The sequence below is a fragment of the Caulobacter sp. GW821-FHT11E11 genome, from assembly GCF_058808315.1.
Genome location: NZ_JBXARO010000011.1, coordinates 167,861 through 191,834, shown reverse-complemented (window position 1 = coordinate 191,834; position 23,974 = coordinate 167,861). Strand labels below are relative to the sequence as shown.

Annotated in this window: 24 protein-coding genes; 10 read left to right on the top strand and 14 right to left on the bottom strand. The window is 67.4% G+C overall.

All coding sequences use genetic code 11. From position 1 onward, the window contains the following. Window positions 1-5: 5 nt before the first annotated feature. On the top strand, window positions 6-794 hold the full coding sequence (locus tag AC1RR5_RS24490; protein WP_492925948.1) for a lysophospholipid acyltransferase family protein: 789 nt from the start codon (window positions 6-8) through the stop codon (window positions 792-794). Here AC1RR5_RS24490 and AC1RR5_RS24485 read toward each other — a convergent pair. The 10 genes from AC1RR5_RS24485 to AC1RR5_RS24440 are packed head-to-tail and all read right to left on the bottom strand — an operon-like array spanning window position 791 to window position 8,217. Then, on the bottom strand, window positions 791-991 hold the full coding sequence (locus tag AC1RR5_RS24485) for a hypothetical protein (RefSeq protein WP_454716244.1): 201 nt from the start codon (window positions 989-991) through the stop codon (window positions 791-793). The genes AC1RR5_RS24490 and AC1RR5_RS24485 overlap by 4 nt on opposite strands. Beyond that, window positions 991-1,383, bottom strand: a complete 393-nt coding sequence (locus AC1RR5_RS24480; protein ID WP_492925946.1) for a HesB/IscA family protein — start codon at window positions 1,381-1,383, stop codon at window positions 991-993. Before AC1RR5_RS24480 ends, AC1RR5_RS24485 begins: the two co-directional genes overlap by 1 nt. 14 nt (window positions 1,384-1,397) lie before the next feature. Continuing rightward, the gene (locus AC1RR5_RS24475; RefSeq protein WP_492925944.1) at window positions 1,398-1,772 is read right to left on the bottom strand and encodes an SUF system Fe-S cluster assembly protein; all 375 of its coding nucleotides are present in this window, start codon (window positions 1,770-1,772) and stop codon (window positions 1,398-1,400) included. Window positions 1,773-1,779: 7 nt separating this feature from the next. Beyond that, window positions 1,780-3,006, bottom strand: a complete 1,227-nt coding sequence (locus AC1RR5_RS24470) for an aminotransferase class V-fold PLP-dependent enzyme (RefSeq protein ID WP_492925942.1) — start codon at window positions 3,004-3,006, stop codon at window positions 1,780-1,782. After that, window positions 3,007-4,035 carry a Fe-S cluster assembly protein SufD gene (sufD, locus tag AC1RR5_RS24465; protein WP_492925940.1) on the bottom strand — a complete coding sequence of 343 codons (1,029 nt, stop codon included), beginning with the start codon at window positions 4,033-4,035 and terminating at the stop codon, window positions 3,007-3,009. Next, complete coding sequence (gene sufC, locus AC1RR5_RS24460) at window positions 4,032-4,781, bottom strand: Fe-S cluster assembly ATPase SufC (protein WP_492081742.1); 750 nt, start codon at window positions 4,779-4,781, stop codon at window positions 4,032-4,034. The genes sufD and sufC overlap by 4 nt, the downstream gene beginning before the upstream one ends. After that, entirely contained in the window at window positions 4,774-5,163 is a 390-nt protein-coding gene (locus AC1RR5_RS24455; RefSeq protein WP_492925938.1) for a hypothetical protein, read from the bottom strand. Before AC1RR5_RS24455 ends, sufC begins: the two co-directional genes overlap by 8 nt. Continuing rightward, complete coding sequence (gene sufB / locus AC1RR5_RS24450) at window positions 5,160-6,629, bottom strand: Fe-S cluster assembly protein SufB (protein WP_492925936.1); 1,470 nt, start codon at window positions 6,627-6,629, stop codon at window positions 5,160-5,162. Before sufB ends, AC1RR5_RS24455 begins: the two co-directional genes overlap by 4 nt. Continuing rightward, window positions 6,629-7,759, bottom strand: a complete 1,131-nt coding sequence (locus AC1RR5_RS24445) for a cysteine desulfurase family protein (RefSeq protein WP_492925934.1) — start codon at window positions 7,757-7,759, stop codon at window positions 6,629-6,631. Before AC1RR5_RS24445 ends, sufB begins: the two co-directional genes overlap by 1 nt. Then, window positions 7,756-8,217, bottom strand: a complete 462-nt coding sequence (locus tag AC1RR5_RS24440; RefSeq protein ID WP_492925932.1) for an Rrf2 family transcriptional regulator — start codon at window positions 8,215-8,217, stop codon at window positions 7,756-7,758. The genes AC1RR5_RS24445 and AC1RR5_RS24440 overlap by 4 nt, the downstream gene beginning before the upstream one ends. A gap of 181 nt (window positions 8,218-8,398) precedes the next feature. On the opposite strand from AC1RR5_RS24440, the gene AC1RR5_RS24435 reads away from it, so the two are divergent. Next, complete coding sequence (locus AC1RR5_RS24435) at window positions 8,399-9,049, top strand: alpha/beta hydrolase (RefSeq protein ID WP_492925930.1); 651 nt, start codon at window positions 8,399-8,401, stop codon at window positions 9,047-9,049. A 126-nt stretch (window positions 9,050-9,175) separates the two neighbouring features. Then, window positions 9,176-10,456, top strand: a complete 1,281-nt coding sequence (locus tag AC1RR5_RS24430; protein WP_492925928.1) for an NAD(P)/FAD-dependent oxidoreductase — start codon at window positions 9,176-9,178, stop codon at window positions 10,454-10,456. Here AC1RR5_RS24430 and AC1RR5_RS24425 read toward each other — a convergent pair. Next, a complete protein-coding gene (locus AC1RR5_RS24425; protein WP_492925926.1) occupies window positions 10,453-11,553 on the bottom strand; it encodes an anhydro-N-acetylmuramic acid kinase in 1,101 nt (366 codons plus the stop codon). The two genes, AC1RR5_RS24430 and AC1RR5_RS24425, sit on opposite strands and share 4 nt — an antisense overlap. Window positions 11,554-11,595: 42 nt before the next feature. Between AC1RR5_RS24425 and AC1RR5_RS24420 the strand changes: the two genes are divergently transcribed. The 5 genes from AC1RR5_RS24420 to AC1RR5_RS24400 all read left to right on the top strand — a co-directional run bounded on the left by AC1RR5_RS24420 (window position 11,596) and on the right by AC1RR5_RS24400 (window position 15,476). After that, window positions 11,596-11,646 carry a hypothetical protein gene (locus AC1RR5_RS24420; protein WP_454718669.1) on the top strand — a complete coding sequence of 17 codons (51 nt, stop codon included), beginning with the start codon at window positions 11,596-11,598 and terminating at the stop codon, window positions 11,644-11,646. Window positions 11,647-11,738: 92 nt separating this feature from the next. Then, complete coding sequence (tyrS, locus tag AC1RR5_RS24415) at window positions 11,739-13,064, top strand: tyrosine--tRNA ligase (RefSeq protein WP_492925924.1); 1,326 nt, start codon at window positions 11,739-11,741, stop codon at window positions 13,062-13,064. A 72-nt stretch (window positions 13,065-13,136) separates the two neighbouring features. Beyond that, a complete protein-coding gene (locus tag AC1RR5_RS24410; protein ID WP_492925922.1) occupies window positions 13,137-13,598 on the top strand; it encodes a peroxiredoxin in 462 nt (153 codons plus the stop codon). 251 nt (window positions 13,599-13,849) lie between these two features. After that, window positions 13,850-15,001: a M23 family metallopeptidase gene (locus tag AC1RR5_RS24405; protein WP_492925920.1), complete on the top strand. Its 1,152-nt coding sequence runs from the start codon at window positions 13,850-13,852 to the stop codon at window positions 14,999-15,001. Beyond that, window positions 14,982-15,476 carry a bactofilin family protein gene (locus AC1RR5_RS24400; protein ID WP_492925918.1) on the top strand — a complete coding sequence of 165 codons (495 nt, stop codon included), beginning with the start codon at window positions 14,982-14,984 and terminating at the stop codon, window positions 15,474-15,476. Before AC1RR5_RS24405 ends, AC1RR5_RS24400 begins: the two co-directional genes overlap by 20 nt. Before the next feature lie 82 nt (window positions 15,477-15,558). Here the strand turns inward: AC1RR5_RS24400 and prfB are convergent. From prfB to AC1RR5_RS24385, 3 genes are all read right to left on the bottom strand, one after another. Then, a protein-coding gene (gene prfB, locus AC1RR5_RS24395) for a peptide chain release factor 2 (RefSeq protein WP_492925916.1) occupies window positions 15,559-16,681 on the bottom strand; the annotation gives its coding sequence in 2 pieces (ribosomal slippage) (window positions 15,559-16,611 and window positions 16,613-16,681; 1,122 coding nt in all). A 153-nt stretch (window positions 16,682-16,834) separates the two neighbouring features. Next, entirely contained in the window at window positions 16,835-19,204 is a 2,370-nt protein-coding gene (locus AC1RR5_RS24390) for a penicillin-binding protein 1A (protein WP_492925914.1), read from the bottom strand. A 160-nt stretch (window positions 19,205-19,364) separates the two neighbouring features. Beyond that, window positions 19,365-20,555, bottom strand: coding sequence for an N-acetylmuramoyl-L-alanine amidase family protein (locus tag AC1RR5_RS24385; protein WP_492925912.1), 1,191 nt, complete (start codon window positions 20,553-20,555; stop codon window positions 19,365-19,367). Window positions 20,556-20,922: 367 nt separating this feature from the next. Here AC1RR5_RS24385 and AC1RR5_RS24380 point away from each other — a divergent pair, with 367 nt between their 5' ends. Both AC1RR5_RS24380 and AC1RR5_RS24375 read left to right on the top strand, forming a co-directional pair. Continuing rightward, window positions 20,923-21,141 carry a hypothetical protein gene (locus AC1RR5_RS24380; protein ID WP_492081757.1) on the top strand — a complete coding sequence of 73 codons (219 nt, stop codon included), beginning with the start codon at window positions 20,923-20,925 and terminating at the stop codon, window positions 21,139-21,141. Next, window positions 21,065-23,830, top strand: coding sequence for an Rne/Rng family ribonuclease (locus AC1RR5_RS24375; protein ID WP_492925910.1), 2,766 nt, complete (start codon window positions 21,065-21,067; stop codon window positions 23,828-23,830). Before AC1RR5_RS24380 ends, AC1RR5_RS24375 begins: the two co-directional genes overlap by 77 nt. Window positions 23,831-23,974 lie beyond the last annotated feature (144 nt).

The window sequence follows — 23,974 nt, the reverse complement described above, 5'->3', positions numbered from 1 at the left end:
ACACCATGCGCAGCGCGCTGTTCAACGCCTACTACTGGGTCCTGTCGATCTTCTACGGCCTGTCGGCTGCGTTCGCCGCCCTGGCGCCGGGCCGCAAGCCCGTGGCCTTCGCCCTGCGGCTCTACAGCCAGCGGATGCTGTGGGCGCTGGACGTGTTCGCCGATGTGAAGGTGCAGCTGAAGGGCCAGGAGAACATGCCCGCCGGCCCGTTCATCATCGCCGCCAAGCACCACAGCTGGGGCGACGGCTTCGTGATGTTCGCCAATGTCGACAACCTCAGCTTCGTCACCGGCGACCACCTGGAGAAGTTCCCGCTGGTCGGGGCGATCCTGAAGAAGTTCGGGGCCATCGTCGTCGACAGCTGCGGCGGTCCCGAGGCCCGCAAGGCCCTGTCGGAAAGCGCCGCCCAGGTCGCCGCCGAGGGCCGCCGCATCCTGATCTATCCCGAGGGCCACCTGGCCAAGCCCGGCGAGCATTTCCGCTACCGGACGGGCGTCTACTACATGAGCAAGGATTTCGACCTGCCGGTCGTGCCGGTGGCGACGAACCTGGGCTGCTTCTGGCAGCAGCAGGACAAGAAGAAGACCCCGGGCGTGGCCACCGTCGAGTTCCTGCCGCCCCTGCCCCAGGGCCTGGAAAAGGCCGAGTTCATGCAGCGGCTTGAGGCCACCATCGAGGGTCGCACGAATGAGCTGATCGCACAGGCGCGGGGTGAGCCGGTGAAGCCGTCGGTGCTCGTGGAATCGCCGAAGAAGAAGTCGCAGGAACCGAAGAGGGCCGAGGCGTCGGCCTAGACCTCGACCGGGCACTCCGCCGGGACACCCGCGAACGTGCCCTCGGCGCGGCGCTTGGCGAAGTGGGTCTGGGCGCAGCCGCTGGAGCACAGCAGGCCGGTGTCGGACCAGTACAGCGGCGCCTCGTCCTCGTGCTTGAAGCGCGGCGCGCCCCAGGCCAGACCGCATTCCACGCAGGACGGAGTCTTGGCCAGCATCAGTCCAGAGTCTCAGGGGCAGGCTGGATCGTCACGCTCTCGCCGCAGCCGCAAGCGTCGGTTTCGTTCGGATTGTTGAACACGAACTTCGACGACAGCTTGGTGGTCTCGTAGTCGATCGTGGTGCCGATCAGGAACAGCACCGCCTTGGCGTCGATCAGGATGGTGACGTCCTTGTCCTCGACCACCTCGTCCAGGGGGGCTTTCTCGGCGGCGTATTCGAAGATGTATTCCGAACCCGCGCAGCCGCCGTTCTTCACGCCGACGCGCAAGCCCGCATAGGGCTTGTCGGCCCGGGCCATGATCTCCTTCACGCGCGCGGCCGCGGCGGCGGTCAGGGTGACGACCTTGGGGCGCGGGCGGCGGGGACGTGCGGTGATCGCGGTTTCCATGGCTTTCGAACCGATCAGAACATGTTCAGTTGCAGCTTGGCTTCGTCGCTCATGCGCGAGGCGTCCCACGGCGGCTCGAACACCAGCTCGACCGTGCAGGACTTCAAGTCGGGGATTTCCATGACCGCGTCACGCACCCAGCCCGGCATCTCGCCGGCCACCGGGCACCCCGGAGCGGTCAGGGTCATGTCGATGGCGACGTCCTTGGAGTCGCTGACATCGACCTTGTAGATCAGGCCCAGCTCATAGATGTCGACCGGGATTTCCGGGTCGTAGACGGACTTCAGCTTGTCGATCAGCTGGTCCGTGATCTTGGCGAGCTCTTCCTTCGAAAGCGCCGAGGGCGCTTGCGCGGAAACAGGTTCGGAAGAGGCGGCGGCGTCGGTCATGGGCGGCTCAACTGAAGAAACTGCGGGCCTTGGCCAGCGCGTCCACGAACGCGTCGGCCTCTGCCTCGGTGTTATATAGGGCGAACGAAGCGCGCGCGCTCGATGTGACGCCAAATCGGCGCATCAAGGGCTCGGCGCAATGGGTGCCGGCGCGCACGGCGACGCCGTAACGGTCCAGCACCTGGGCGATGTCGTGGGCGTGCGCGCCCTCGACCGTGAACGACAGCACCGCGCCCTTGCCGGGCGCTTCGCCCAGGATCCGCACGCCGTTGACGCCGCGCAGCTGCTCGGCGACGCGTTCGTACAGGGCGTGCTCGTGGGCGAAGATCGCGTCGCGATCCAGGCCATTCAGCCACTCGATCGCCGCGCCCAGGCCGACGGCCTCCAGGATCGCCGGGGTGCCGGCCTCGAAGCGATGCGGCGGGTCGGCGTAGGTGATCTTGTCCATCGAGACCGAGCCGATCATCTCGCCGCCGCCCTGATAGGGGGGCAGCGCAGCCAGGCGCTCAGCCTTGCCGTAGAGCACGCCGATACCGGTCGGGCCGTACAGCTTGTGGCCGGAGAAGACATAGAAATCGACGTCCAGGGCTTTGACGTCGACCTTCGCGTGCACGATGGCCTGGCAGCCGTCCAGCAGCACCGGCGCGCCGGCCGCATGGGCCAGGCGGACGATCTCGGCGACGTCGTTGACCGTGCCCAGCACATTAGACATGTGGGTGACGGCGACCATCTTGGTCTTGTCCGACAGCAGGCCCTTGAAGGCCTCCATGTCCAGACGGCCGTCATCCAGCACCGGGATGAACTTCAGCACGACGCCCTTGCGCTCGCGCAGGAAGTGCCACGGCACGATGTTGGCGTGGTGCTCCATCTCGGAGATCACGATCTCGTCGCCGGCGTTCAGGCCAAGGCCGAACGAGCTGGCGACCAGGTTCACCGCTTCCGTGGCGCTCTTGGTCCAGACGACTTCGGTCGGCTGGGCGTTGATGAACTTGGCGACGGTTTCGCGCGCCTTTTCATAGGCTTCCGTCGTTTCGTTCGCGAGCGTGTGCAGGCCGCGATGGACGTTGGCGTACGAGGTGCGGGCCAGGCCCGTCATGGCGTCCAGCACCGCGTCGGGCTTCTGGGCGCTGGCGGCGCTGTCCAGATAGATCAGCGGCTTGCCGTGCACCGTGCGCTGCAGGATCGGGAACTGGGCCCGGATCGCATTGATGTCGAAGGGGGCGTCGAAAGCCATCTAGTCGGGACTCCCCAGCTTCTTGGCGACCCAGGCGGCGGCGATGGCGCGGGCGCCGTCGTGCTCGATGCGCTCGACCACTTCGCCGACGAAGGCGACGGTCAGCATGGCCTTGGCCTCGGCTTCCGGGATGCCGCGCTGGCGGGCATAGAAGATCGCCTGCTCGTCCAGGGCGCCGATCGTGTTGCCGTGCGCGCAGGAGACGTCATCGGCGAAGATCAGCAGTTCCGGCTTGGCGTCGATCTCGGCCTTTTCGGACAGGATCAGGGCGTGGTGACCCATCCGTGCATCGGTCTGGTCGGCGCCGGGCGAAACGACGATGCGGCCTTGGAACACGCCGCGCGCCTGGTCGGTGACCATGCCCTTGGTGAGTTGGCTGGTTGTGCCATCGACGCCGGCGTGGGTCACGACAGTGGTCTGGTCGGCGTGGCGCTGGCCGTCCAGCAGATAGGCGCCGTCGAGGCGCGCGTCCGCATGGGCGCCGGGATGGCTGACGCGGGTCTCGATCCGCTGGCGACGCGCGCCCGAGGTCAGAACGGTCTGGGCGAACTTGGCGCCGGGCGCCAGGGCGACTTCGGCGGTGACGACGTTGATCGCCTCGGCGTCGTCCTCGACCAGGACGATGCGTTCCAGCGAAGCGCCCTCGCCCACGGCGATGTCCAGGGCGACGTCGGAGACATAGCCCTGGGCGCGGCCTTCGTGGCTTTCCAGCAGGACGAGGCTTTCGCCCGGCTTCACGACCAGCGCATGGCTGGCGCCTTGCGAGGCCTGGTCGGTCAGGGCGACAAAACGCAGCGCCACGACGCCCGAGACGACCTGGGTCTCGGCGATGCGGCGGCCGTTGACGAACACGGTCTCGGCGTCAGCCAGGCCCGCGAACGGACCGGCCGGAACCTCGCCGTCATGGGCCGGCGCGGCCGGCGGCAGGGTGCGCAGCAGGCCCCGCAGGTCGGTCCAGCGCCAGTCCTCGTCGCGCCGCGAGGGCAGCGCGGTCAGATCGCCGGTCTTGAGGGCGGTCGAAAGGGTCAAGCCGCCGCTCCGACGTAGCGGTCGTAGCCCTCGGCCTCCAGCTGCAGCGCCAGTTCCGGGCCGCCCGAGGCGACGATGCGGCCAGCGGCCAGCACGTGGACCTTGTCGGGTTTGATGTAGTCCAGCAGGCGTTGATAGTGGGTGATGACCAGCATGCCGCGATCAGGACCGCGCAGGGCGTTGACGCCTTCCGAGACGATCTTCAGGGCGTCGATGTCCAGGCCGCTGTCGGTCTCGTCCAGGATCAGGAACTTCGGCGAAAGCATCGCCATTTGAAGGATTTCCATCCGCTTCTTCTCGCCGCCCGAGAAGCCGACGTTCAGGCCGCGCTTGAGCATCTCGAAGTCGATCTTCAGCGAAGCGGCCTTCTCCTTGGCCAGCTTCAGGAAGGCCGGGGCGGCGATCTCGTCCTCGCCGCGCGCGCGGCGCTGGGCGTTGAGGGCGGTGCGGATGAAGGTCAGGGCCGGAACGCCCGGGATTTCAAGCGGATACTGGAACGACAGGAACAATCCCTTGGCCGCCCGCTCGTTGGGCTCCAGGGCCAGCAGGTCGTCGCCGTTCAGGCTGGCCGAGCCCTCAGTGACCTCGTAGCCGCCACGGCCCGAGAGCACGTAGGACAGGGTCGACTTGCCGGCGCCGTTGGGGCCCATGATCGCGTGGACCTCGCCGGCCGGCACGTCCAGCGTGACGCCCTTCAGGATCGGCTTGTCCTCGACGCGGGCATGAAGGTTCTGGATCTTAAGCATGGGTCTCGTTGAGTTTTCTGTATTCCGCGTCGTGGCCCGCGAAGGTTCCGGCGACGGCGATCTGGCCTTGGATGGCCGCGTTTAACAGCGAAAGATCCTCGGTCGGGATCCAGTATTCCTCGTGGCCGCGCACGCCAGCGGCCTTGTTCGCATAGGCGTTCATGAACGTCTGCGAGACCACGAACCGCACGACATAGCCGCGGCGATAGGTGGTGTGGGCGGCGTTCCAGTCGCGGGCCAACTGGGCCGCGAAGGCCTCGTCGGTGACCGGACGGAAGATCGGCTGCTCGGGATCGTGCGGCGGAAAGACCTTCCAGTCCGACGCCTTGATCGCCTGCAGCTCCTCCATGCCGACCGGCTGGTAGAGCGTGACGGTGGTCATCCCACGCTGCCCTCCAGGCTGATCGCGACCAGCTTCTGGGCCTCGACGGCGAATTCCATCGGCAGCTGTTGCAGCACGTCCTTGACGAAGCCGTTGACCAGCAGGGCCACGGCCTCTTCCTGGGAAAGGCCGCGCTGCTGGCAATAGAAAAGCTGGTCATCCGACAGGCGGGTGGTGGTGGCCTCGTGCTCGAACACCGACTGGCCGTTGCGGGCCTCGATGTACGGGACCGTGTGGGCCGCGCACTCCTTGCCGATCAGCAGGCTGTCGCACTGGGTGAAGTTGCGCGCGCCCTTGGCTTTCGGGTGGGCCGAGACCAGGCCGCGATAGGTGCTGGTCGACTTGCCGGCGCTGATGCCCTTGGCGACGATCCGCGACTTGGTGTTGGCGCCCAGGTGGATCATCTTGGTGCCGGTGTCGGCCTGCTGGTGACCGTTGGTCACGGCGATCGAGTAGAACTCGCCCGAACTCCCCTCGCCGCGCAGCACGCAGGACGGATATTTCCAGGTGATGGCCGAGCCGGTCTCGACCTGGGTCCACGACACCTTGGAGCGGTCGCCACGGCAGTCGGCGCGCTTGGTGACGAAGTTGTAGATGCCGCCCTTGCCGGTCTCGGGATCGCCCGGATACCAGTTCTGCACCGTCGAATATTTGATCTCGGCGTCGTCCAGCAGGACGAGCTCGACCACGGCCGCGTGCAGCTGGTTCTCGTCACGCATCGGGGCCGTGCAGCCCTCCAGGTACGAACAATAGGCGCCCTTGTCGGCGATGATCAGGGTGCGCTCGAACTGGCCGCTGTCCTTGGCGTTGATCCGGAAATAGGTCGACAGCTCCATCGGGCAGCGCACGCCCGGCGGGATGTAGACGAACGAGCCGTCCGAGAAGACCGCGCTGTTGAGGCAGGCGAAGTAGTTGTCCGAGGTCGGCACGACCGAGCCCAGGTACTGGCGCACCAGCTCCGGATGCTCGCGGATCGCCTCGCTCATCGAGCAGAAGATGACGCCGACGGCGGCCAGTTCCTTCTTGAAGGTCGTGACAACGCTGACGCTGTCGAACACCGCGTCCACGGCGTAACGCGGGGCGCCTTCGACGCCGGCCAGGACCTCCTGCTCCTTCAGCGGGATGCCCAGCTTGGCGTAGACGGCCAGGATGTCGGGATCGACCTCGTCGAGGCTCTTCGGCCCCTCCTTGGTCTTGGGCGCGGCGTAGTAATAGCTGTCCTGGTAGTCGATCTTGGGGAAGTTCACCTTCGCCCAGGTCGGCTCTTCCAGCTCAAGCCAGCGACGATAGGCTTCCAGGCGCCAGTCCAGCATCCACTGCGGCTCGTCCTTCTTGGCCGAGATGAAGCGCACGATGTCCTCGGAGAGGCCCTTGGGGGCGAACTCCTGATCGATGTCCGTGGTGAAGCCGTGCTCGTATTTCTCGAGCGCGGCGACGGTTTCGACAGTCTCTTTGACCGCGGCCACTACGCCACCTCCCGGCGCCGGGCGCCGATACGCTTCCAGGCGGCGAGCCAGGCGTCGCCGCACTTGATCCAATCTTCTTCCGTGCTGGCCCAGCCGCCGCTGACACGCAGGGCGAACGGAGCCAGGTCGGACCGGCCCATGGCTTCCACCACGCGGCTGGCCTTGACCTTGCCCGACGAGCAGGCGCTGCCGGCGCTGACCATGACCCCGGCCAGGTCCATGTTCATGACCTGGACCTCGGAGCCGAAGCCCTCGCCTGCAAAACACAACGTCTGGGGTAGGCGATCAGCGCCCTCCCCGAGCACGACCGCGCCTTGGGCCTTGAGCCGTTCGGCCAAGGCGTCGCGCCAATGGGACAGTTCGACCATCGACGCAAGGCTTTCCTGCGCCGCGCAGGCGGCCGCGCCGAAAGCTGAGATGCCCGCCACGTTCTCGGTGCCGGCCCGGCGGCCGCGCTCCTGACCGCCGCCGTGCTGGCGACGGGTGACGGTGGCGCGGGTACCGGCGACCAGAGCGCCGACGCCCTGCGGGCCGCCAAGCTTGTGAGCCGACAGCGCCAGGGTGTCGGCGCCGAGGGCGGAGAAATCGATGGCGATCTTGCCGGCGGCCTGGACGGCGTCAACGTGCAGCAGGCCATCGGCGGCGCGGACCAGGGCCGAGGCCTCGGCCACCGGCTGGATGACGCCCGTCTCGTTGTTGGCCAGCATCAGGCAGACCAGAGCCTTGCCGGGCGCTTCGAGCGCTTGGGCCAGCCAGGCTAGGTCGGCGACGCCATGGCCGTCGACCGGCAGGACTTCGACCGACAGGCCCGAAACCTTGGCCGTCTCGACCACGGCGTCATGCTCGACAGCGGAAATGATGATGCGGTCGACCTTGGCGCTCTGAATGGCGAGCGCATTGGCTTCGGTGCCGCCACTGACGAAGGTCACCGAACCGGCCGGCACGCCGACCAGGGCGCCGACCTCGGCGCGAGCCCGCTCGACCACGTCACGCGCGGCGCGGCCGGCGGCGTGGACCGACGAGGGATTGGCCGGGCTCTCCAAGGCGCGCAGCAGCGCTTCCTTCGCCTCCGGCCGCAGGGGGGCCGTGGCGTTGTAGTCGAGATAGACCGATGTGCGGGTGATGCTCACTCGGCCGCCATCTCCAGCGCGCGGGCGGGACGCAGTTCGCCCTTCAGGACGTCGGCCACAGAAACGCTGGCCAGGTAGCCATGGATCTGGCGGCCCATCTCTTCCCACAGGCCGTGGGTCATGCAGCGCTCGCCGCCGGCCATGCAGCCCTTGGCCTGGCCCTTGGTGAAGTTGCAGCGGGTGGCGCGCAGCGGCTCGTCGACCGCCAGCACGATGTCGGAGATGAAGGTCTCGTGCGAAGCCTTGGCCAGGCGATAGCCGCCGCCGGGGCCGCGGGCGCTGATCACCAGGCCCTTGCGGCGCAGGCGCGCGAACAGCTGCTCCAGGTAAGAGAGCGAAATCTGTTGGCGCGAAGCGATCTCGGCCAGGGCCACGGCGCGGCCCTCGCTTTCGTCCTGGCGCTTGGCCAGGTCGGTCATCGCCATGACCGCGTATCGACCTTTGGTGCTCAGGCGCATCGCCTTACCCCTTGCAGATTCCGCGCGCATCGGCTTTTGCGTGTGCTACAAGCCGCGACTTCGCGCGCGGGCCCTCCAGCCCGCGAACTGGTTGCGATCTAGGAAGACCAAGCGCAGTAGTCAAGTATTCCGACGAGCCAATCGTCGGGAGACAGGCCGCTGACGAGCTCAAGGGAACGACATGCCTGATGTGATTTTGACCGGCGCGTCCGGGCGGATCGAAGGTCGCTATTCTCCGGGCAAGACCGAGACAGCGCCAATCGCGCTGATCCTGCATCCGCACCCGAAGGCCGGCGGTCACATGAACCACCCGGTGTCGGTGCAGCTGTATCACCTGTTCATGAAGCGCGGTTTCGCGACCCTGCGCTTCAACTTCCGCGGCGTGGGCCGCAGCCAGGGCGAGTTCGACGCCGGCATCGGCGAGCTGGCCGACGCGGCCACGGCCCTCGACTGGCTGCAGACCAGCAACCCGGCCGCCAGCCAGACCTGGGTCGCCGGCTTCGACTTCGGCGCCTATATCGGCATGCAACTGCTGATGCGTCGCCCCGAGACGGACGGCTTCATCTCGGTGTCGCCGCCGACCAACATGTACGACTTCAGCTTCCTGGCCCCCTGCCCGGCCTCGGGCCTGTTCCTGACGGGCTCGGCCGACACCATCACCCCGCCGGTCGAGGTGGAGCGCGTGGTCACCAAGCTGCGGACCCAGAAGGGCATCACGATCGACTACGAGGTCATCGACAAGGCCACACACTTCTGGGCCGAGCACCTGCCCAGCGTCGAGAAGAGTGTCAGCGAGTATCTCGACAAGCGCCTGGCGGAAAACCCGATCTAGACGATTTTCGAAGGCCTCCCTCCGGGGAGGCCTTTTTCGTTGCGTCGTGCGACAAGCCATCCCTGGCGTAACATCGGTCTCGCACCTATATATTTCATCGATTGATGAATATGACTGGAGATGGTGATGCACTACGACATCGTCATCGTCGGCGGAGGCGCCGGCGGACTGGAGCTGGCGTCGCGGCTGGGCCGTAGGCTGGGTGGCCGACACGGCAAGCGCCGGGTCCTGCTGATCGACCGGTCCAGCTTCCACATCTGGAAGCCGACGTTGCACGAGGTGGCGGCCGGCACGCTGGACGTCCACCAGGAAGGCATCTCGTATTCGATCCTGGGCCGCTCGAACGGCTTCAACTTCCTGCTCGGTGAGCTGGAGACCTTCGATCCGACCGCCAAGCGCCTGACGCTGAAGGCGATCACCGACGACGACGGCCAGGTCCTGGCGCCCGAACGCGCCATCAGCTTCACCTACGGCGTGCTGGCGATCGGCTCGGGCTCGAACCTCTTCGGCACACCCGGCGCCGAGAAGGCCCACCTGCTCGAGCGCACCGAGGACGCCGAGGCCTTCCATTCGCGGCTGCTGGCGGCCTTCACCAAGGCTTCGTTCTCGGCCGAGAAGATCATGCGCGTCGCCATCGTCGGCGGCGGCGCCACGGGCGTCGAGCTATCGGCCGAGCTGATCGAGGCGCATCGCGAACTGCTGGGCAGCCTGGGCGACGAGCAGCGCTTCCGCCTGGACATCACCGTGGTCGAGGCCGCGCCGCGCATCCTGGGCGGCCTGCCGCCGAAGATCGCCGACAAGGCCACCCTGGCGCTCGAACGCAAGGGCGTGGCCGTTAAGACCGACGCCAAGGTCCTGGCCGTTCATGCCGACCGGCTGGAGACCAGCCAGGGCGACGTGCCCGCCGACCTGATCGTCTGGGCCGCCGGCATCAAGGCGGCCGATGGCAATACGGCCTACGGACTGGAGACCAATCGCGGCAACCAATTCTTGGTCAATGACCACCTGGAGACCTCGGCGCCCGATGTCTGGGCCCTGGGCGACTGCGCCGCCGCGCCCTGGAAGGACGGCAAGACCATCCCCGCCCGCGCCCAGGCGGCGCACCAGCAGGCCAGCTATCTGGAACGCGCCCTGATCGCCCGCCTGCACCAGGGCCGGGTCACGACGCCGTTCGTCTATCGCGACTTCGGCTCGCTTGTGTCGCTGGGTAACGACAAGGGCGTCGGCGCGCTGATGGGCGGGCTGGGCGGTCCCAACTTCTTCGTCGAGGGCCTGATCGCCAAGTGGGCCTACATGTCTCTCCACCTGGACCACCACCGGGCGATCCTGGGCATCGGGCGCACGGTGACCTTGGCCCTGGCGCGACTGCTACAGCAGCGGGTGTCGGGGCGGCTGAAGCTGCACTAGGGCTGGACGATCCGCCCGCCCGTCATCGGCGCCTTAACCCCCGTCGTGCCCGGGAAGCTGATCGGCAGGCCCTTGGCCGTGCGCGCCGCGAGATAGGCGAAGGCCTCGGCCTCGATGGCGTCGCCGCGCCAGCCGTAGTCCTCGGCGGTCTTGACCGGCACCGGGGCGCGTTCGGTCAGGACCTTCATGATCTGCGGGTTGTGCCGCCCGCCGCCGCAGACGATCAGAGCGCTGGGCCGCGCGCCGTGGTCGAAGGCCTTGATCACCGCCTCGGCGGTGAAAGCCACCAGGGTGGCGGCGGCGTCTTCGGCCGACAGCGGCTCGACCAGGTCCAGCGGGAAGTCGTAGCGGTCCAGCGACTTGGGCGCTGGGCCGGCGAAGTACGAACTGGCCAGGAAGGCGTCGAGGATGCCCTGGTCGACGCGGCCCGACGCGGCCAGTCGGCCGTTCTCGTCGAAGCGGCCCAGGCCCCGTTCCTGCAGCATCAGGTCGATCATGCCATTGCCGGGACCGGTGTCGAAAGCCAGCAGGTCGTCCTCACCAATCAGGGTGATGTTGGCCACCCCGCCGATGTTCAGCGCCGCCACCGGCGCGGCCAGGCCCGAGGCGCGGGCGCGGGCGGCGTGATAGATCGGGGCCAGCGGCGCCCCCTGCCCGCCGGCCGCCACGTCGTCGGTGCGGAAGTCGAAGGCCACCGGCCGCCCCGTGGCCTTGGCCAGGCGCTCGGCGTCCAGCAGTTGCACGGTCCGGCCGATCCGGTCCGGCGTCGGGCGCTCGTGCAGCACCGTCTGGCCGTGCACGCCCAGGAGATCGAAGTCGCTCCAGTGCAGACCGTGCTCGGCCAGGAAGCTCTCGGCGGCATGGAAATGCTCGTCGGCCACGGCGCGAGCCGCTTCGGCGAAGATCTCAGGCTCGGCCTTGTCGCGCGGCCAGCCGCGGGCGACCTCGGTCGCCACCAAGAGCAGGTCGCGGGTCTCTTCGCGCAGTTTACGTTCGCCCGCCGGGCCAAAGGCCTGGATCTCGTGGCCGTCGGTTTCCAGCACCGCCATGTCGACCGCGTCGAGCGAGGTGCCGGTCATGAATCCAAGGATACGCATGCGCCGTTGACTGCCACGGTCGCGAACGGGTAGCTAGGCCCCATGATCGACGCCCGCGTCCAAGCTCGTCCCTATTACCGCCCGCTGCCATAGCGGGAGGACGATCAGCCACGTCGCCACCCCGCCTCGCCGGGGTCGCTCTATTCCAAGTCGATCATGCGCTCCGGCTTATCCCGGAGTCCGAAATGAAACCCTCACAATCAGACCTCGCCGTGCTAGACGGCGCGTCGTCAAATTCAGAGAGTCGAACCATGTCCGCCGCGCCTGCCTTCAAGTCGGAGTTCCTGCGAACCCTGGAGGCGCGCGGCTACATCCACCAGATCACTCACCCGGATGAACTGGACGCCGCGGCCGCCGGCGGGATCGTCACGGCCTACATCGGCTTCGACGCCACCGCGCCGTCGCTGCACGTCGGCAGCCTGATCCAGATCATGATGCTGCGCCGTCTGCAGCAGGCCGGCCACAAGCCGATCGTCCTGATGGGCGGCGGCACGACCAAGGTCGGCGACCCGACCGGCAAGGACGAGAGCCGCAAGCTGCTGTCCGACGCCGACATCGCCGCCAACATCGCCGGCATCAAGCAGGTCTTCGCCCGCTTCCTGACCTTCGGCGATGGTCCGACCGACGCTGTCATGGTCGACAACGACGAGTGGCTCTCGAAGTTCGGTTACGTCCAGTTCCTGCGCGACTACGGCGTGCACTTCACGGTCAACCGGATGCTGGCCTTCGACTCGGTCAAGCTGCGGCTCGAGCGCGAGCAGCCGATGACCTTCCTCGAATTCAACTACATGCTGATGCAGGCCACCGACTTCCTGGAGCTGAACCGCAAGTACAATTGCGTTCTGCAGATGGGCGGCTCGGACCAGTGGGGCAACATCTTGAACGGGGTGGAGCTGACCCGCCGCGTCGACCAGAAGGCCGCCTTCGGCCTGACGACGCCGCTGCTGGCTACGGCTTCCGGCGCCAAGATGGGCAAGACCATGTCGGGCGCGGTGTGGCTGAACGCCGAGCAGTTGAGCCCGTACGACTACTGGCAGTTCTGGCGCAATGCCGAGGACGCCGATGTCGGCCGGTTCCTGCGCCTGTTCACTGACCTGCCGTTGGACGAGATCGCCAAGCTGGAAGCCCTCGAAGGCGCCCAGATCAACGACGCCAAGAAGGTGCTGGCGGACGAAGCCACGCGCATGGCCCACGGCGACGAAGAGGCCCGCAAGGCCCGCGACGCCGCCGAGAAGGCCTTCGAGCAAGGCGCCCTTTCGGTCGACCTGCCGACCTTCGAGGTGCCCGCCGCGGACCTGGAAGCCGGCATCGTGCTGGCAGCCTTGTTCGCCGACGCCGGCCTGGCTGCTTCGCGCGGCGAGGCCCGTCGCCTGGCCCAGGGCGGCGGCCTGAAGGTCAACGACAAGGCCGAGGCCAGCGCCGACCGCGTGATCAGCTCGGCCGACCTCGTAGAAGGCGTCGTCAAGCTGGCCGCCGGCAAGAAGAAGATCGTCTTGGTGAAGCCTGTTTAGTTATGGGTTGATTGTGCTCCCGGCCCTGGCGTAGCCAAGGGTCGGGGGTTCCCCCTTCTGGAGACGCGTTCGATGCTGCAGCCCGGCGACAAGGCCCCTGATTTCGACCTGCCGACCGACACCGGCCGCGTCAGCCTGTCGGGCCTGAAGGGCAAGAACGTCGTCCTGTACTTCTACCCCAAGGACGACACCGCCGGCTGCACCTCCGAGGCGCTGCAGTTCTCGTCGGAAGTCGAGGAATTCCAGAAGCTGGGCGCGGTGATCGTCGGCGTGTCTAAGGACAGCGCCGCCTCGCACGCCAAGTTCCGCAAGAAGCACGACCTGACCATCGAGCTGGCCGCCGACCCGCTGGGCGACATCGTCGAGGCCTACGGCGCCTGGGTCGAGAAGAGCATGTACGGACGCAAGTACATGGGCATCGACCGCTCGACCTTCCTGATCGACCGCGAGGGCGTCGTCCGCGAGGTCTGGCGCAAGGTGAAGGTGCCCGGCCACATCAAGGCTGTGATGAACGCCGCCAAAGCCATCAAGTAAAATTTCGCATGGCTCTTTTCGCCTCTTTGGGGAACCGCTTCGTCGCAGAAGTGTTGTATCCGCGCCTCAACCTGTGACCTTTCCACGCAAGCGCAGCCTTAACGGGTGACTTTCGCGGTCAGGAAACGTTAAGGATCGAGGCGCAATGTTATATTTTGCGACTCGCGCTCACTTGGGGCGCGAAGAGTCTTGCACGTTCCCGCTTTCTCGTAGCATATCGCCCAGACCTGAAACGGGGGGTTTCTTGGGCGATGGCGATCAAGCGCTTTAAGCGACTGCGGCACTCTCTCGAAGCCCTATTCCCCGAACGGCATATCTACATCCGCTCCGGCGGCGAGATGCGCGGCTATGTCTTTTCCACCAACAAGCAGCTGCTGGGCGCGACCGCTGTCGCGGTGACCGCGCTGTGGATGGGCGTCTGCACCGCGGCCATGGCGGTCAACGCCCTGGCCGTCAGCTCGACCGACCAGCAGGTGATCAAGCAGAAGGCCTATTACGAGCGCCTGAACGCCGATCGCCAGGCCCGCCTGAACAGCGCCGTGGCCCAGCTGTCGGCCACCAACGGCAATCTGGACGACCTGGCCACCTCGGTCGAGAAGCGCCACGCCGCCCTCGCCCTGCTGGTTTCCGATTTCAAGGGCGTGCCCGGCGCCGCCGACGCCCTCAAGGTCGCCAAGCCGCGCCTGCTGGCCGCCAGCCCCGTGCAACGCATCCAGGCCACGCGGATGGATCAGGAACGCCTGATCGACGCCGCCGAAGGCTTCGCCAAGAGCCGCGCCGAGCGCCTGCGCCTGGCCATGCGCATGGCCGGCCTGGACGCCTCCAACTTCACCGGTCGCGGCGTATCACTGGGTGGCCCGCTGATCGAGGCCAAGGATCCGCGCGCCCTGGCCGCCGTCCTGGACGTCGACGAGGACTTCGCCAGCCGCATCCAGCACGCGGCCAACGACATGTCGGACATGCGCTCGCTGGGCGCCGCCAGCAAGAAGCTGCCGTTCTATCGTCCGACCAGCAATCCGGCCCTGTCGTCCAGCTACGGCGTCCGTTTTGACCCGTTCACGCGCCGCCCGGCCTTCCATTCGGGCTTGGACTTCCCGGGCGCCTTCTACACTCCGATCATGGCCACCGCGCCGGGCGTCATCTCGTTCACGGGCGTGCGCTCGGGCTACGGCAATACGGTCGAGATCGACCACGGCGGCGGCTTCAAGACTCGCTACGCCCACTTGGCCACCATCGGCGTCCGCGTCGGCCAGCGCGTCACCATCGGCACCCGGATCGCGGCCATGGGCTCGACCGGCCGCTCGACCGGTCCGCACCTGCACTACGAAGTCTGGGTCAACGGTAAGGCCCAGAACCCCAATCGTTTCTTGAAGGCTGGTGAGTATGTTCAGCAAGCAAGCTAAGTCCGGCAAAACCCCGGCGCGTATCGAACCCCTTCCGACCCCGATGGCGGTCGCTCCGGTCGAGCAGGCCCGCCGCTCGCCCCCGAAGGTGGCCTCCCTGCTCTCGGCCGACCTGACCATCGAAGGCGGCGTCACCGGCGAAGGCGAGCTGCAGATCGACGGCGTGGTCAAGGGCGACGTCCGCGTCGGCCGCCTGACTGTCGGCGAGACCGGCCACGTCGAGGGCAGCGTCTATGCTGAGGTGGTGGAAGTGCGCGGCCGCGTGGTCGGCGCGATCACCTCCAAGCAGGTCCGCCTCTACGGCACCTCGTATGTCGATGGCGACATCACCCACGAGCAACTGGCCATGGAAACCGGCGCCTTCTTCCAGGGCCGCAGCCTGAAGTTCCAGCGCCCGGCCCCGGTCGCTCAGCCGGCCCCGGCCCCCGCGCCGCATCCGGAACAGCTGGCCCTGGCCAAGCCGGCCGCCGGCTAAGGCTTTTCCGACCTTCCGATACAAAGAACGCCCCGGATCGCTCCGGGGCGTTTTTCGTTTCAGCGCTTGAAAGCGGCGCGCTCTAGGCCTCGCCGCCGTCGCGGGTATGACCCACGCGTTGGGCCAGCGAAGCGCCCATGAAGGCGTCGAGGTCGCCGTCCAGCACCCCGGCGGTGTCGGAGGTCTCGACGTTGGTCCGCAGGTCCTTGACCATCTGGTAGGGCTGCAGGACGTAGCTGCGGATCTGGTGACCCCAGCCGATGTCGGTCTTGGTGTCTTCCAGCGCCTGCTGGGCGGCTTCCCGCTTTTGCAGCTCGGCCTCGTAGAGGCGCGCGCGCAGCATCTTCCAGGCTTCCTCGCGGTTCTGGTGCTGCGAGCGGCCGGCCTGGCAGGCCACCGCGATGCCGGTCGGAATGTGCGTCAGACGCACGGCCGAGTCCGTCTTGTTGATGTGCTGACCGCCGGCGCCGGAGGCGCGGTAGGTGTCGGTCCGCACGTCGGACGGATTGATCTCGATCTCGATGGTGTCATCGATCACCGGATAGACCCAGGCCGAGGCGAACGAGGTGTGACGACGGGCGCTGCTGTCGTACGGGCTGATGCGCACCAGGCGGTGCACGCCAGCCTCGGTCTTCAGCCAGCCATAGGCGTTCGGGCCCTTGACCAGCAGGGTCGCGGACTTGATGCCGGCCTGGTCGCCGTCGGTCTCTTCGATCAGCTCGGTCGTCATGCCGTGGGCGTTGGCCCAGCGCGTGTACATGCGCAGCAGGATGCCGGCCCAGTCGCACGACTCGGTGCCACCGGCCCCGGAGTTGATTTCGACATAGGCGTCGTTGCCGTCAGCCTCGCCCGACAGCAGGGCTTCCAGCTCGGCGCGACCCGCGCGTTCCCGGATGGCCTTCAGCTGGGCGCGGGCGTCGTTCAGGGAATCCTCGTCGGACTCCATGTCGGCCAGCTCGGCATATTCCAGCGCGTCTTTGACGTCGCGCTCGATCGACTGCACGGCCTCGACCTTGGCGGCCAGGGCGGCGCGTTCGCGCGAGACGGCTTGGGCTTCCGACGGGCGGTCCCAGAGGGTCGGGTCTTCGACCCGGGCGTTCAGCTCATCGAGCTTTCGGAGGGAGACATCCCAGTCAAAGACGCCTCCTGAGCAGTCCCACGGACTGCTCGATGTCGGCCGCGGCGGCCTCGACATCCGGTCGCATCACGTAACTCCGTGACAGTGTTGAAGGGCGCGGGAGATAGAGCGCGCCAGGGTTAAGTGTGCGCGGTTAACCCGCTCGGGCGCGCTCTAAACTCTTGAAGCTAGAGCCCGCTGCAGCGGGCTCTAGCGCGCGTCGCTCTCCCGCGCAATGACGTCAGTACAATCCGCTAAGCGGATCCGCTTTTGGCGGCGGCGGCTTGCCCGGCTGGGGCGGCGGTTGAACCGGCTGCGGCAGCCCCGGCGACAGCTGCTCGTACGGGATCGGCCCGGTCGGGACGACCTCGACCCGCGGCTCGGTGCCGGGGCGGAAGGCCTCGCGAACGCCGCGCACCATGGCGAACTTGGCCGTCTTCGGCGGCTTGAAGTCGACGATCGGCTGGCCGTCCAGCGCCACCTTCATGAAGTCGGTGAACACCGGCACGGCGTCGGTGGCGCCGGTCTCGCCCTCGCCCAGCGAGCGGTTGTCGTCGAAGCCGACGAAGACGCCGACCACCAGGTTGGGCGAGAAGCCGACGAACCAGGCGCTGCGGTATTCGTTGGTCGTGCCGGTCTTGCCTGCCAGCGGACGGCCCAACGAACTGACGGCGGCGGCGGTGCCGCGCTGGACCACGCCCTGCAGCATCGAGGTGATCTGGTAGGCCGTGACCGGGTCCATGATCTGGTCGCCCGGCGCGGCGAAGCGCGGGCTCTCATCGCCGTTGAAGCCAGCCTCGCAGCGCTCGCAGTCGCGCTTGTCGGCGCGGAAGATAACCTTGCCCTCACGGTCCTGGACCAGTTCGATCAGGTGCGGGTCGATGCGGCGGCCGCCGTTGACGAAGGCGGCATAGGCCGCGGTCAGCTTGAACGGCGTAGTTTCGCCGGCCCCCAGGGCCATGGCCAGCACCGGGTCCATGTCGCGCACCACGCCGGCGCGCTTGGCCATGTCGACGACCTTCTTCATGCCCACGCCCTGAGCCAGGCGCACAGTCATGGCGTTGATCGACTGCTCCAGGCCCTTGCGCAGCGGCTGCGCCCCGTAGAACTCCTTGTGGTAGTTCTCCGGGCTCCAGTCCTCGCCGTTCGCGCCCTTGAAGGTGATGGCGCTGTCGACGATGACGCTGGCGGGCGTGTAGTTGTTCTCCAGGGCCGTGGCGTAGACGAACGGCTTGAACGACGAGCCGGGCTGGCGCATCGCCTGGGTGGCGCGGTTGAAGTTCGACAGCGAGTAGGAATAGCCGCCCACCAGGGCGACGATCCGGCCAGTATAGGGCTCCAGCGCCACCATGGCGCCGTTGACGGCGGGAACCTGGCGCAGGCGATAGCCGCCGGCGTCGGTCTTCTCGACGAACACCAGGTCACCGGCCTTCAAGCCCTTGCCATTCTTGGCCCAGGCAACGTCCTCGCCGACGATCTGGCCCTCGCCCTCCTTCTTGACCAGGCGCACGCGCCCGTCGTTGGAGACGACCAGGGCCGGACGCCAGTCGCGGCGCTCGGAAGGGATCGGCTTGGCCAGGGCGGTCTTTTCCCAGGCCAGGTCCGTCGACTCGACGTGACCCCAGGCGCCGCGCCAGCCGTGGCGGCGGTCGTACTTCTCCAGGCCGTCCATCAGCGCGACCCGGGCGGCCGTCTGCAGGCGCGGATCCAGGGTCGTGCGCATGTAGTAGCCGCCTTCGTTCAGGCGGGGGCCGAGGGTCGCCATGCCGCGCTGGCGCACTTCCTCGACGAAGTAATCAGCGTCGCGATAGGCGGCGCGCCGGGGCGCGGTCTGGACGACCAGGTCCTCGGCCATGGCCTTGGCGGCGTCTTCCTTCGAGACCCAGCCCTGCTCGGCCATCTGGCCAAGCACCCAGTTGCGGCGGATCAGGGCTTTGGCCTTGTTGCGGATCGGGTGGTAGTTGTCCGGCCCCTTAGGCAGCGAGGCCAGGTAGGCGCACTGGGCCAGGGTCAGGTCCGGCAGCGACTTGCCGAAATAGTTGTAGGCCGCCGCGCCGACGCCGAACGAGCGATAGCCCAGCCAGATTTCGTTCAGATACAGCTCGAGGATCTGCTGCTTGGTCAGCGACTGCTCCAGGCGGTGGGCCAGGATCGCTTCCTTGAACTTGCGGCCGACCGTGGCGTCGCTGGTCAGGAGGACGTTCTTGGCGACCTGTTGGGTGATCGTCGAGCCGCCTTCCAGGCGCCGGCCGCGCATGGCGTTGCCGACGTTCTTGAGCATGGCGCGCGACAGGCCGCCGACATCGACGCCCCCGTGCTGGAAGAAGTTGCGATCCTCGGCCGCCAGGAAGGCCTGGGCCAGCTGCGGCGGGATCTGGTCGTAGGGAATGAAGATCCGGCGCTCTTTGGAGTACTCGCCGATCAGGGTGCCGTCCCACGCATAGACGCGTGTAGCCGTCGGCGGACGATAGTCCTGCAGCTCACCGGCGTCGGGCATGTCGTGGAACAGCCAGGCGGCATAGATCGCGATCGCGAATCCCGCGACGGCAATGGCCGACAACACCGCCACGCCCGCGATGGCCATCCATCGTTCGGTGGGTTTCAGATCCACGCGACCTCCGTCGGGCAGGCCCCCTCGCCTGCCGCACACCCTTCACTAGATCGCTTGTCGCCGAACCGTAAGCGGTTTTGCGGTCGCACCTTCGCCAGGCGAAGCGCGAACGATCACCCTGTGATTAGAGTGCGACGGCGGAAAGGGGAAGCGCAGTCCCTCAGGACTTGCGAAGCCCGGCCGAGAAATAGGCCTCGATCGAGTCGCCAACGGCGTTGACCAGGCGAGCGCGGCTGCTCTTGGTGGTCAGGAAGGCCTCGTCTTCCGCATTGGTGATGAAGCCCATTTCCAGCAGCACGGCCGGCACGTCGGGGGCTAGCAGCACGATGAAGCCGGCGTCGCGATGACTGCGGCGCAGCAGCGTCGTCTCTTCGCCCACATTGGCCAGCAGCAGCTGGGCGAAGGCGGCCGAGCGGTTCTTGGTGGCGCGCTGGCTCAGGTCCAGCAGGATCTGGCTGACGGCGCGGTCGCGGCCCGGCATGTTGGCCTTGATCAGCCAGTCGTCCTTGTTCAGGACCAGGCCGACGCGCTCGGCGCCTTTGTCCGACACGGTGTAGACCGACGCGCCGCGGGTGCTGGTGTCGGGGCCCGAGTCGGCATGCAGAGAGATAAAGAGATCGGCGTCGGCGCGGCGAGCGATCTGCACGCGGCCTTCCAGCGGGATGAAAGTATCGGTCTCGCGGGTCAGGACGACCTGATAACGACCGGTGCGCTCCAGACGCTCCTTCAGCGCCTTGGCGGCGGCCAGGGTCACGTCCTTCTCGTAGGTGTTGGCGCCCAGCGAGCCGGGATCCTTGCCGCCGTGACCAGCGTCGATGACGATGACCTTCTTCATGCGCAGCGGCGCGGCCTTGACCGGCATGCTGGCCAGGGTCAGGCGCGGCGCGGCCGGGCTGATGCTGGCGCCGTCCACGGCCTTGAGGTCGATGACATAACGATAGGCGCTCGCGCCGTCACCCGGCGGCAGCAGGAAGCGGCGGCGGACCTCGGCCTTGCCGGCCAGGTCCAGGCGCAGGCGGGCGCCGCCGGCGGCCTCGTCGATCACCCAGCGCTTGACCAGGCCCTGGCCCGTGCCCTGCAGGTCGCCGGAGACCAGAACGTTAGGAAGCGCCATGACCAGGCGCTGGTCGCTCATGCCGTCGGAAATCAGCTTGCCGGCCGCGGCGCGATCCAGGTCGATGACCACGCGGGTTTCCATCCGGTCGCCGCCGAAGCGGACCTTCTGCACGCCCGCGGGTGCGGCCGGCCCTTGAGCCGTCGCCACCGCGACGCCAGCCGTGGTCAGGCCGCCGATGATCAACACCGCCCGAACCCAGCCCATGCGAGCCAAACTGATGAGAACCTTACGCATCCCCGCCCGCGGTATCCGGAACTGGTGAACCGAACGTCAATATCGCTGGAAGGCGGTAGCCAAAGGGTTAAGTCCAGATCATCCGTCGAAAGCTTTTCTTTTGCTCGCTGATGTGGCTACAGTCCCGCCGCGCGCGAAGTCCGTGATCGTCACGACTCCACGCGAGCCGGCTTTGCCTCGAAAGTGGTCCTGAACCTCTTCCGAAGCGGAGACGGCAGACTAGATAGTTCGAGACGCAGCCGATCTGACGGGCACGAAGCCTGCCGAAACGCCGCGCCACGGGGCCCGCGTCGGGCTCAAACGCCTTCCCGGCGACGACGCGCCATCCAATCCCGCGCCTGGCGCGGTAGGGACAAACGAAACCTCAATGGGCTGCGCCGCACCCGACCGCCTTTGGCACCTGACCCTTCGCAACCGCGCTGACGGTGCGACGGTCGGCGACGCGCGCGCCCTTCATTCAGAACGGCGACCGGGCCTCGCGCCCGCCGCGCGCCGTGGAGACTTCCTTAATGTCGAAGAAGATGCTGATCGACGCAGCACACGCCGAAGAGACGCGTGTGGTCGTCGTGGACGGAACCCGGGTTGAAGAGTTCGACTTCGAGAGCCAAACCCGCAAACAACTTCGCGGTAACATCTATCTCGCCAAGGTAACCCGGGTCGAACCCAGCCTGCAGGCTGCGTTCATCGAGTACGGCGGCAATCGTCACGGCTTCCTGGCCTTCAACGAGATCCACCCGGACTACTACCAGATCCCGGTCGCCGACCGTGAAGCGCTGATGCGCGACGACTCGGGCGACGACGAGGACGACACCCCGATCTCGCGTCGCGCCTCGGGCGGTGACGACGAAGACGAGAACGGCGCCGATCACGCGGTCGACGACGACGACGATGACGTCGAAGAAGAGCTGGCGCGCCGCAAGCGCCGGCTGATGCGCAAGTACAAGATCCAGGAAGTGATCCGCCGCCGGCAGATCATGCTGGTCCAGGTCGTCAAGGAAGAGCGCGGCAACAAGGGCGCGGCCCTGACCACCTACCTGTCGCTGGCCGGCCGCTACGGCGTCCTGATGCCCAACACCGCCCGTGGCGGCGGCATCAGCCGCAAGATCACGGCCGTGGCCGACCGCCGTCGCCTGAAGAGCGTCGTCAACAGCCTGGACGTGCCGCAAGGCATGGGCCTGATCGTCCGCACGGCCGGCGCCAAGCGCACCAAGGCCGAGGTCAAGCGCGACTACGAATATCTGCTGCGTCTGTGGGAAAACATCCGCGACAACACGCTGCACTCGGTCGCGCCGGCGCTGATCTACGAGGAAGAAGACCTCGTCAAACGCGCCATTCGCGACATGTACGACAAAGACCTGGAAGGCATCTGGGTCGAGGGCGACGCCGGCTATAAAGAAGCGCGCGACTTCATGCGCATGCTGATGCCGAGCCAGGCCAAGAAGGTCTTCAACTATCGCGACCCGACCCCGCTGTTCGTGAAGCACAAGATCGAGGACCATCTGGCCCAGATCTATTCGCCGGTCGTGCCGCTGCGTTCGGGCGGCTATCTGGTGATCAACCAGACCGAGGCCCTGGTCGCCATCGACGTCAACTCGGGCAAGGCCACGCGCGAGCGCAACATCGAGGCCACGGCCCTCAAGACCAATGTCGAGGCCGCCGAGGAAGCCGCTCGCCAGCTGCGCCTGCGCGACCTGGCCGGCCTGATCGTCATCGACTTCATCGACATGGATGAAGGCAAGAACAACCGCACGGTCGAGAAGGTCCTGAAGGACGCTCTCAAGGACGACCGCGCCCGCATCCAGATGGGCAAGATCTCGGGCTTTGGCCTGATGGAGATCAGCCGCCAGCGTCGCCGCACCGGCGTCCTGGAAGGCACCACTCACGTCTGCGAACACTGCGAAGGCACCGGGCGTGTCCGCTCGGTCGAGTCCAGCGCCCTGGCCGCCCTGCGCGCGGTCGAGGCCGAGGCCCTGAAGGGCTCGGGCAGCGTGATCCTGAAGGTCGCCCGCTCGGTCGGCCTCTACATCCTCAACGAAAAGCGCGCTTACCTGCAGCGCCTGGTCCAGACGCATGGCCTGCACGTCACCGTGACGGTCGATGACAGCCTGCACGCCGGCGACCAGGAGATCGAGCGCACCGAACTGGGCGAGCGTATCGCCGTCGCGCCGCCTCCCTATGTCGAGGAGGATGACGATTTCGATCCGTCGGCCTTCATCGACGAAGAGGAAGAAGACGAAGAGATCATCGACGACGAGGACGAAGACGGCCTCGAGCGCGAAGACACCGACGATGACGACGCGGCGGCCCGCAAGCAGGCCCGCGACGACGATCGTGGTGGCGACCGCAAGGGCCGTCGTGGCCGTCGTGATCGCGGCCGCGGTCGTGGCCGTCGTGACGAGCGCGAGACCGAAGGCGAGGCTCCGGCCGAAGTCGAAGGTGAAGAAGACGAGCTGGAAGGCGACGCCGAAGACCGCGCCGAATTTGGCGATGACGATGACGGCAGCCGCCGTCGCCGCCGTCGCGGTCGCCGTGGCGGCCGTCGTGGTGGTCGCGAGGACGGCGATCGTCCGGCCGACGCCTTCGTCTGGATCCGTCCGCGTGTCCCGTTCGGCGAGAACGTCTTCACCTGGCACGACCCGGCCGCCCTGGTCAGCGGCGGCGAGCCCCGCCGTCCGGCCCCGGAACCCCGCGCCGAGGCTCCCGAAGCCGCCGAACGTCCGGAACGCGCCGAGCGTCCCGAGCGTGAGGAGCGTCCGGGCCGTGAGCGCGGCCGTCGTGGCCGTGACCGTGGTCGCCGCAACCGCGACGAGGCTCCGGCCAGCGAAACGGCCGTCGCCGAGACGACCGCCGCCGTCGAGGTCGTCAGCGCCGCTGAACCGGCCGAGCCGTTCGAAGCCCCGATCCTGGCTCCGCCGGTGATCGCTGGCCCGCCGGCCGACGTCTGGGTCGAGCTGCCCGAGGCCGAGGAAGCCCCGAAGAAGCCCAAGCGCACCCGCTCGCGCAGCAAGAAGGCCGTGGCCGAAGCTGCCGAAGCCGCGCCGGAAGCTGTCGAGGCCGTGGCCGAAGCGGTGACCGAGAGCGTCGCTGTGGTTCCGCCGGAACCCGTCGCTGAACCGGTCGTCGAAGCGGCTCCGGAACCGGTCCCGGCTCCCGAGCCCGTCGCCGAGGTCGTCGCCCAGGTCGAGGACGCCGAACCGGCCGCCCCGGCCGAACCGGATCCGAGCGAAATCACCACCCCGCCCGAGAAGCCCCGCAAGGGCTGGTGGCGCCGGTAAGGTGACCTGATGATGGCCCGCGCGTCCTGACAGACGCGCGGGCCAAAATCGTTGTGCGGCGCCCTGGAAACCCTTGTTCCCTCCCGCCGGACTTCCAAGTTAGACTGGTCGTGGTTCGCGGGGGCGCGATCTGGAGATCACTCG

Bases quoted from the DNA above. Each gene is read 5' to 3' on its own strand.
- AC1RR5_RS24410 (WP_492925922.1), top strand. From the start codon at position 13,137: ATGCTGCAGCCCGGCGACAAGGCCCCTGATTTCGACCTGCCGACCGAC.
- AC1RR5_RS24385 (WP_492925912.1), bottom strand. From the start codon at position 20,555: ATGCGTAAGGTTCTCATCAGTTTGGCTCGCATGGGCTGGGTTCGGGCG.
- AC1RR5_RS24380 (WP_492081757.1), top strand. From the start codon at position 20,923: ATGGGCTGCGCCGCACCCGACCGCCTTTGGCACCTGACCCTTCGCAAC.
- AC1RR5_RS24480 (WP_492925946.1), bottom strand. From the start codon at position 1,383: ATGGAAACCGCGATCACCGCACGTCCCCGCCGCCCGCGCCCCAAGGTC.
- AC1RR5_RS24475 (WP_492925944.1), bottom strand. From the start codon at position 1,772: ATGACCGACGCCGCCGCCTCTTCCGAACCTGTTTCCGCGCAAGCGCCC.
- AC1RR5_RS24470 (WP_492925942.1), bottom strand. From the start codon at position 3,006: ATGGCTTTCGACGCCCCCTTCGACATCAATGCGATCCGGGCCCAGTTC.
- AC1RR5_RS24455 (WP_492925938.1), bottom strand. From the start codon at position 5,163: ATGACCACCGTCACGCTCTACCAGCCGGTCGGCATGGAGGAGCTGCAG.
- sufC (WP_492081742.1), bottom strand. From the start codon at position 4,781: ATGCTTAAGATCCAGAACCTTCATGCCCGCGTCGAGGACAAGCCGATC.
- AC1RR5_RS24435 (WP_492925930.1), top strand. From the start codon at position 8,399: ATGCCTGATGTGATTTTGACCGGCGCGTCCGGGCGGATCGAAGGTCGC.
- AC1RR5_RS24440 (WP_492925932.1), bottom strand. From the start codon at position 8,217: ATGCGCCTGAGCACCAAAGGTCGATACGCGGTCATGGCGATGACCGAC.
- AC1RR5_RS24490 (WP_492925948.1), top strand. From the start codon at position 6: ATGCGCAGCGCGCTGTTCAACGCCTACTACTGGGTCCTGTCGATCTTC.
- AC1RR5_RS24405 (WP_492925920.1), top strand. From the start codon at position 13,850: ATGGCGATCAAGCGCTTTAAGCGACTGCGGCACTCTCTCGAAGCCCTA.
- AC1RR5_RS24375 (WP_492925910.1), top strand. From the start codon at position 21,065: ATGTCGAAGAAGATGCTGATCGACGCAGCACACGCCGAAGAGACGCGT.
- AC1RR5_RS24400 (WP_492925918.1), top strand. From the start codon at position 14,982: ATGTTCAGCAAGCAAGCTAAGTCCGGCAAAACCCCGGCGCGTATCGAA.
- AC1RR5_RS24425 (WP_492925926.1), bottom strand. From the start codon at position 11,553: ATGCGTATCCTTGGATTCATGACCGGCACCTCGCTCGACGCGGTCGAC.
- AC1RR5_RS24430 (WP_492925928.1), top strand. From the start codon at position 9,176: ATGCACTACGACATCGTCATCGTCGGCGGAGGCGCCGGCGGACTGGAG.
- AC1RR5_RS24485 (WP_454716244.1), bottom strand. From the start codon at position 991: ATGCTGGCCAAGACTCCGTCCTGCGTGGAATGCGGTCTGGCCTGGGGC.
- tyrS (WP_492925924.1), top strand. From the start codon at position 11,739: ATGAAACCCTCACAATCAGACCTCGCCGTGCTAGACGGCGCGTCGTCA.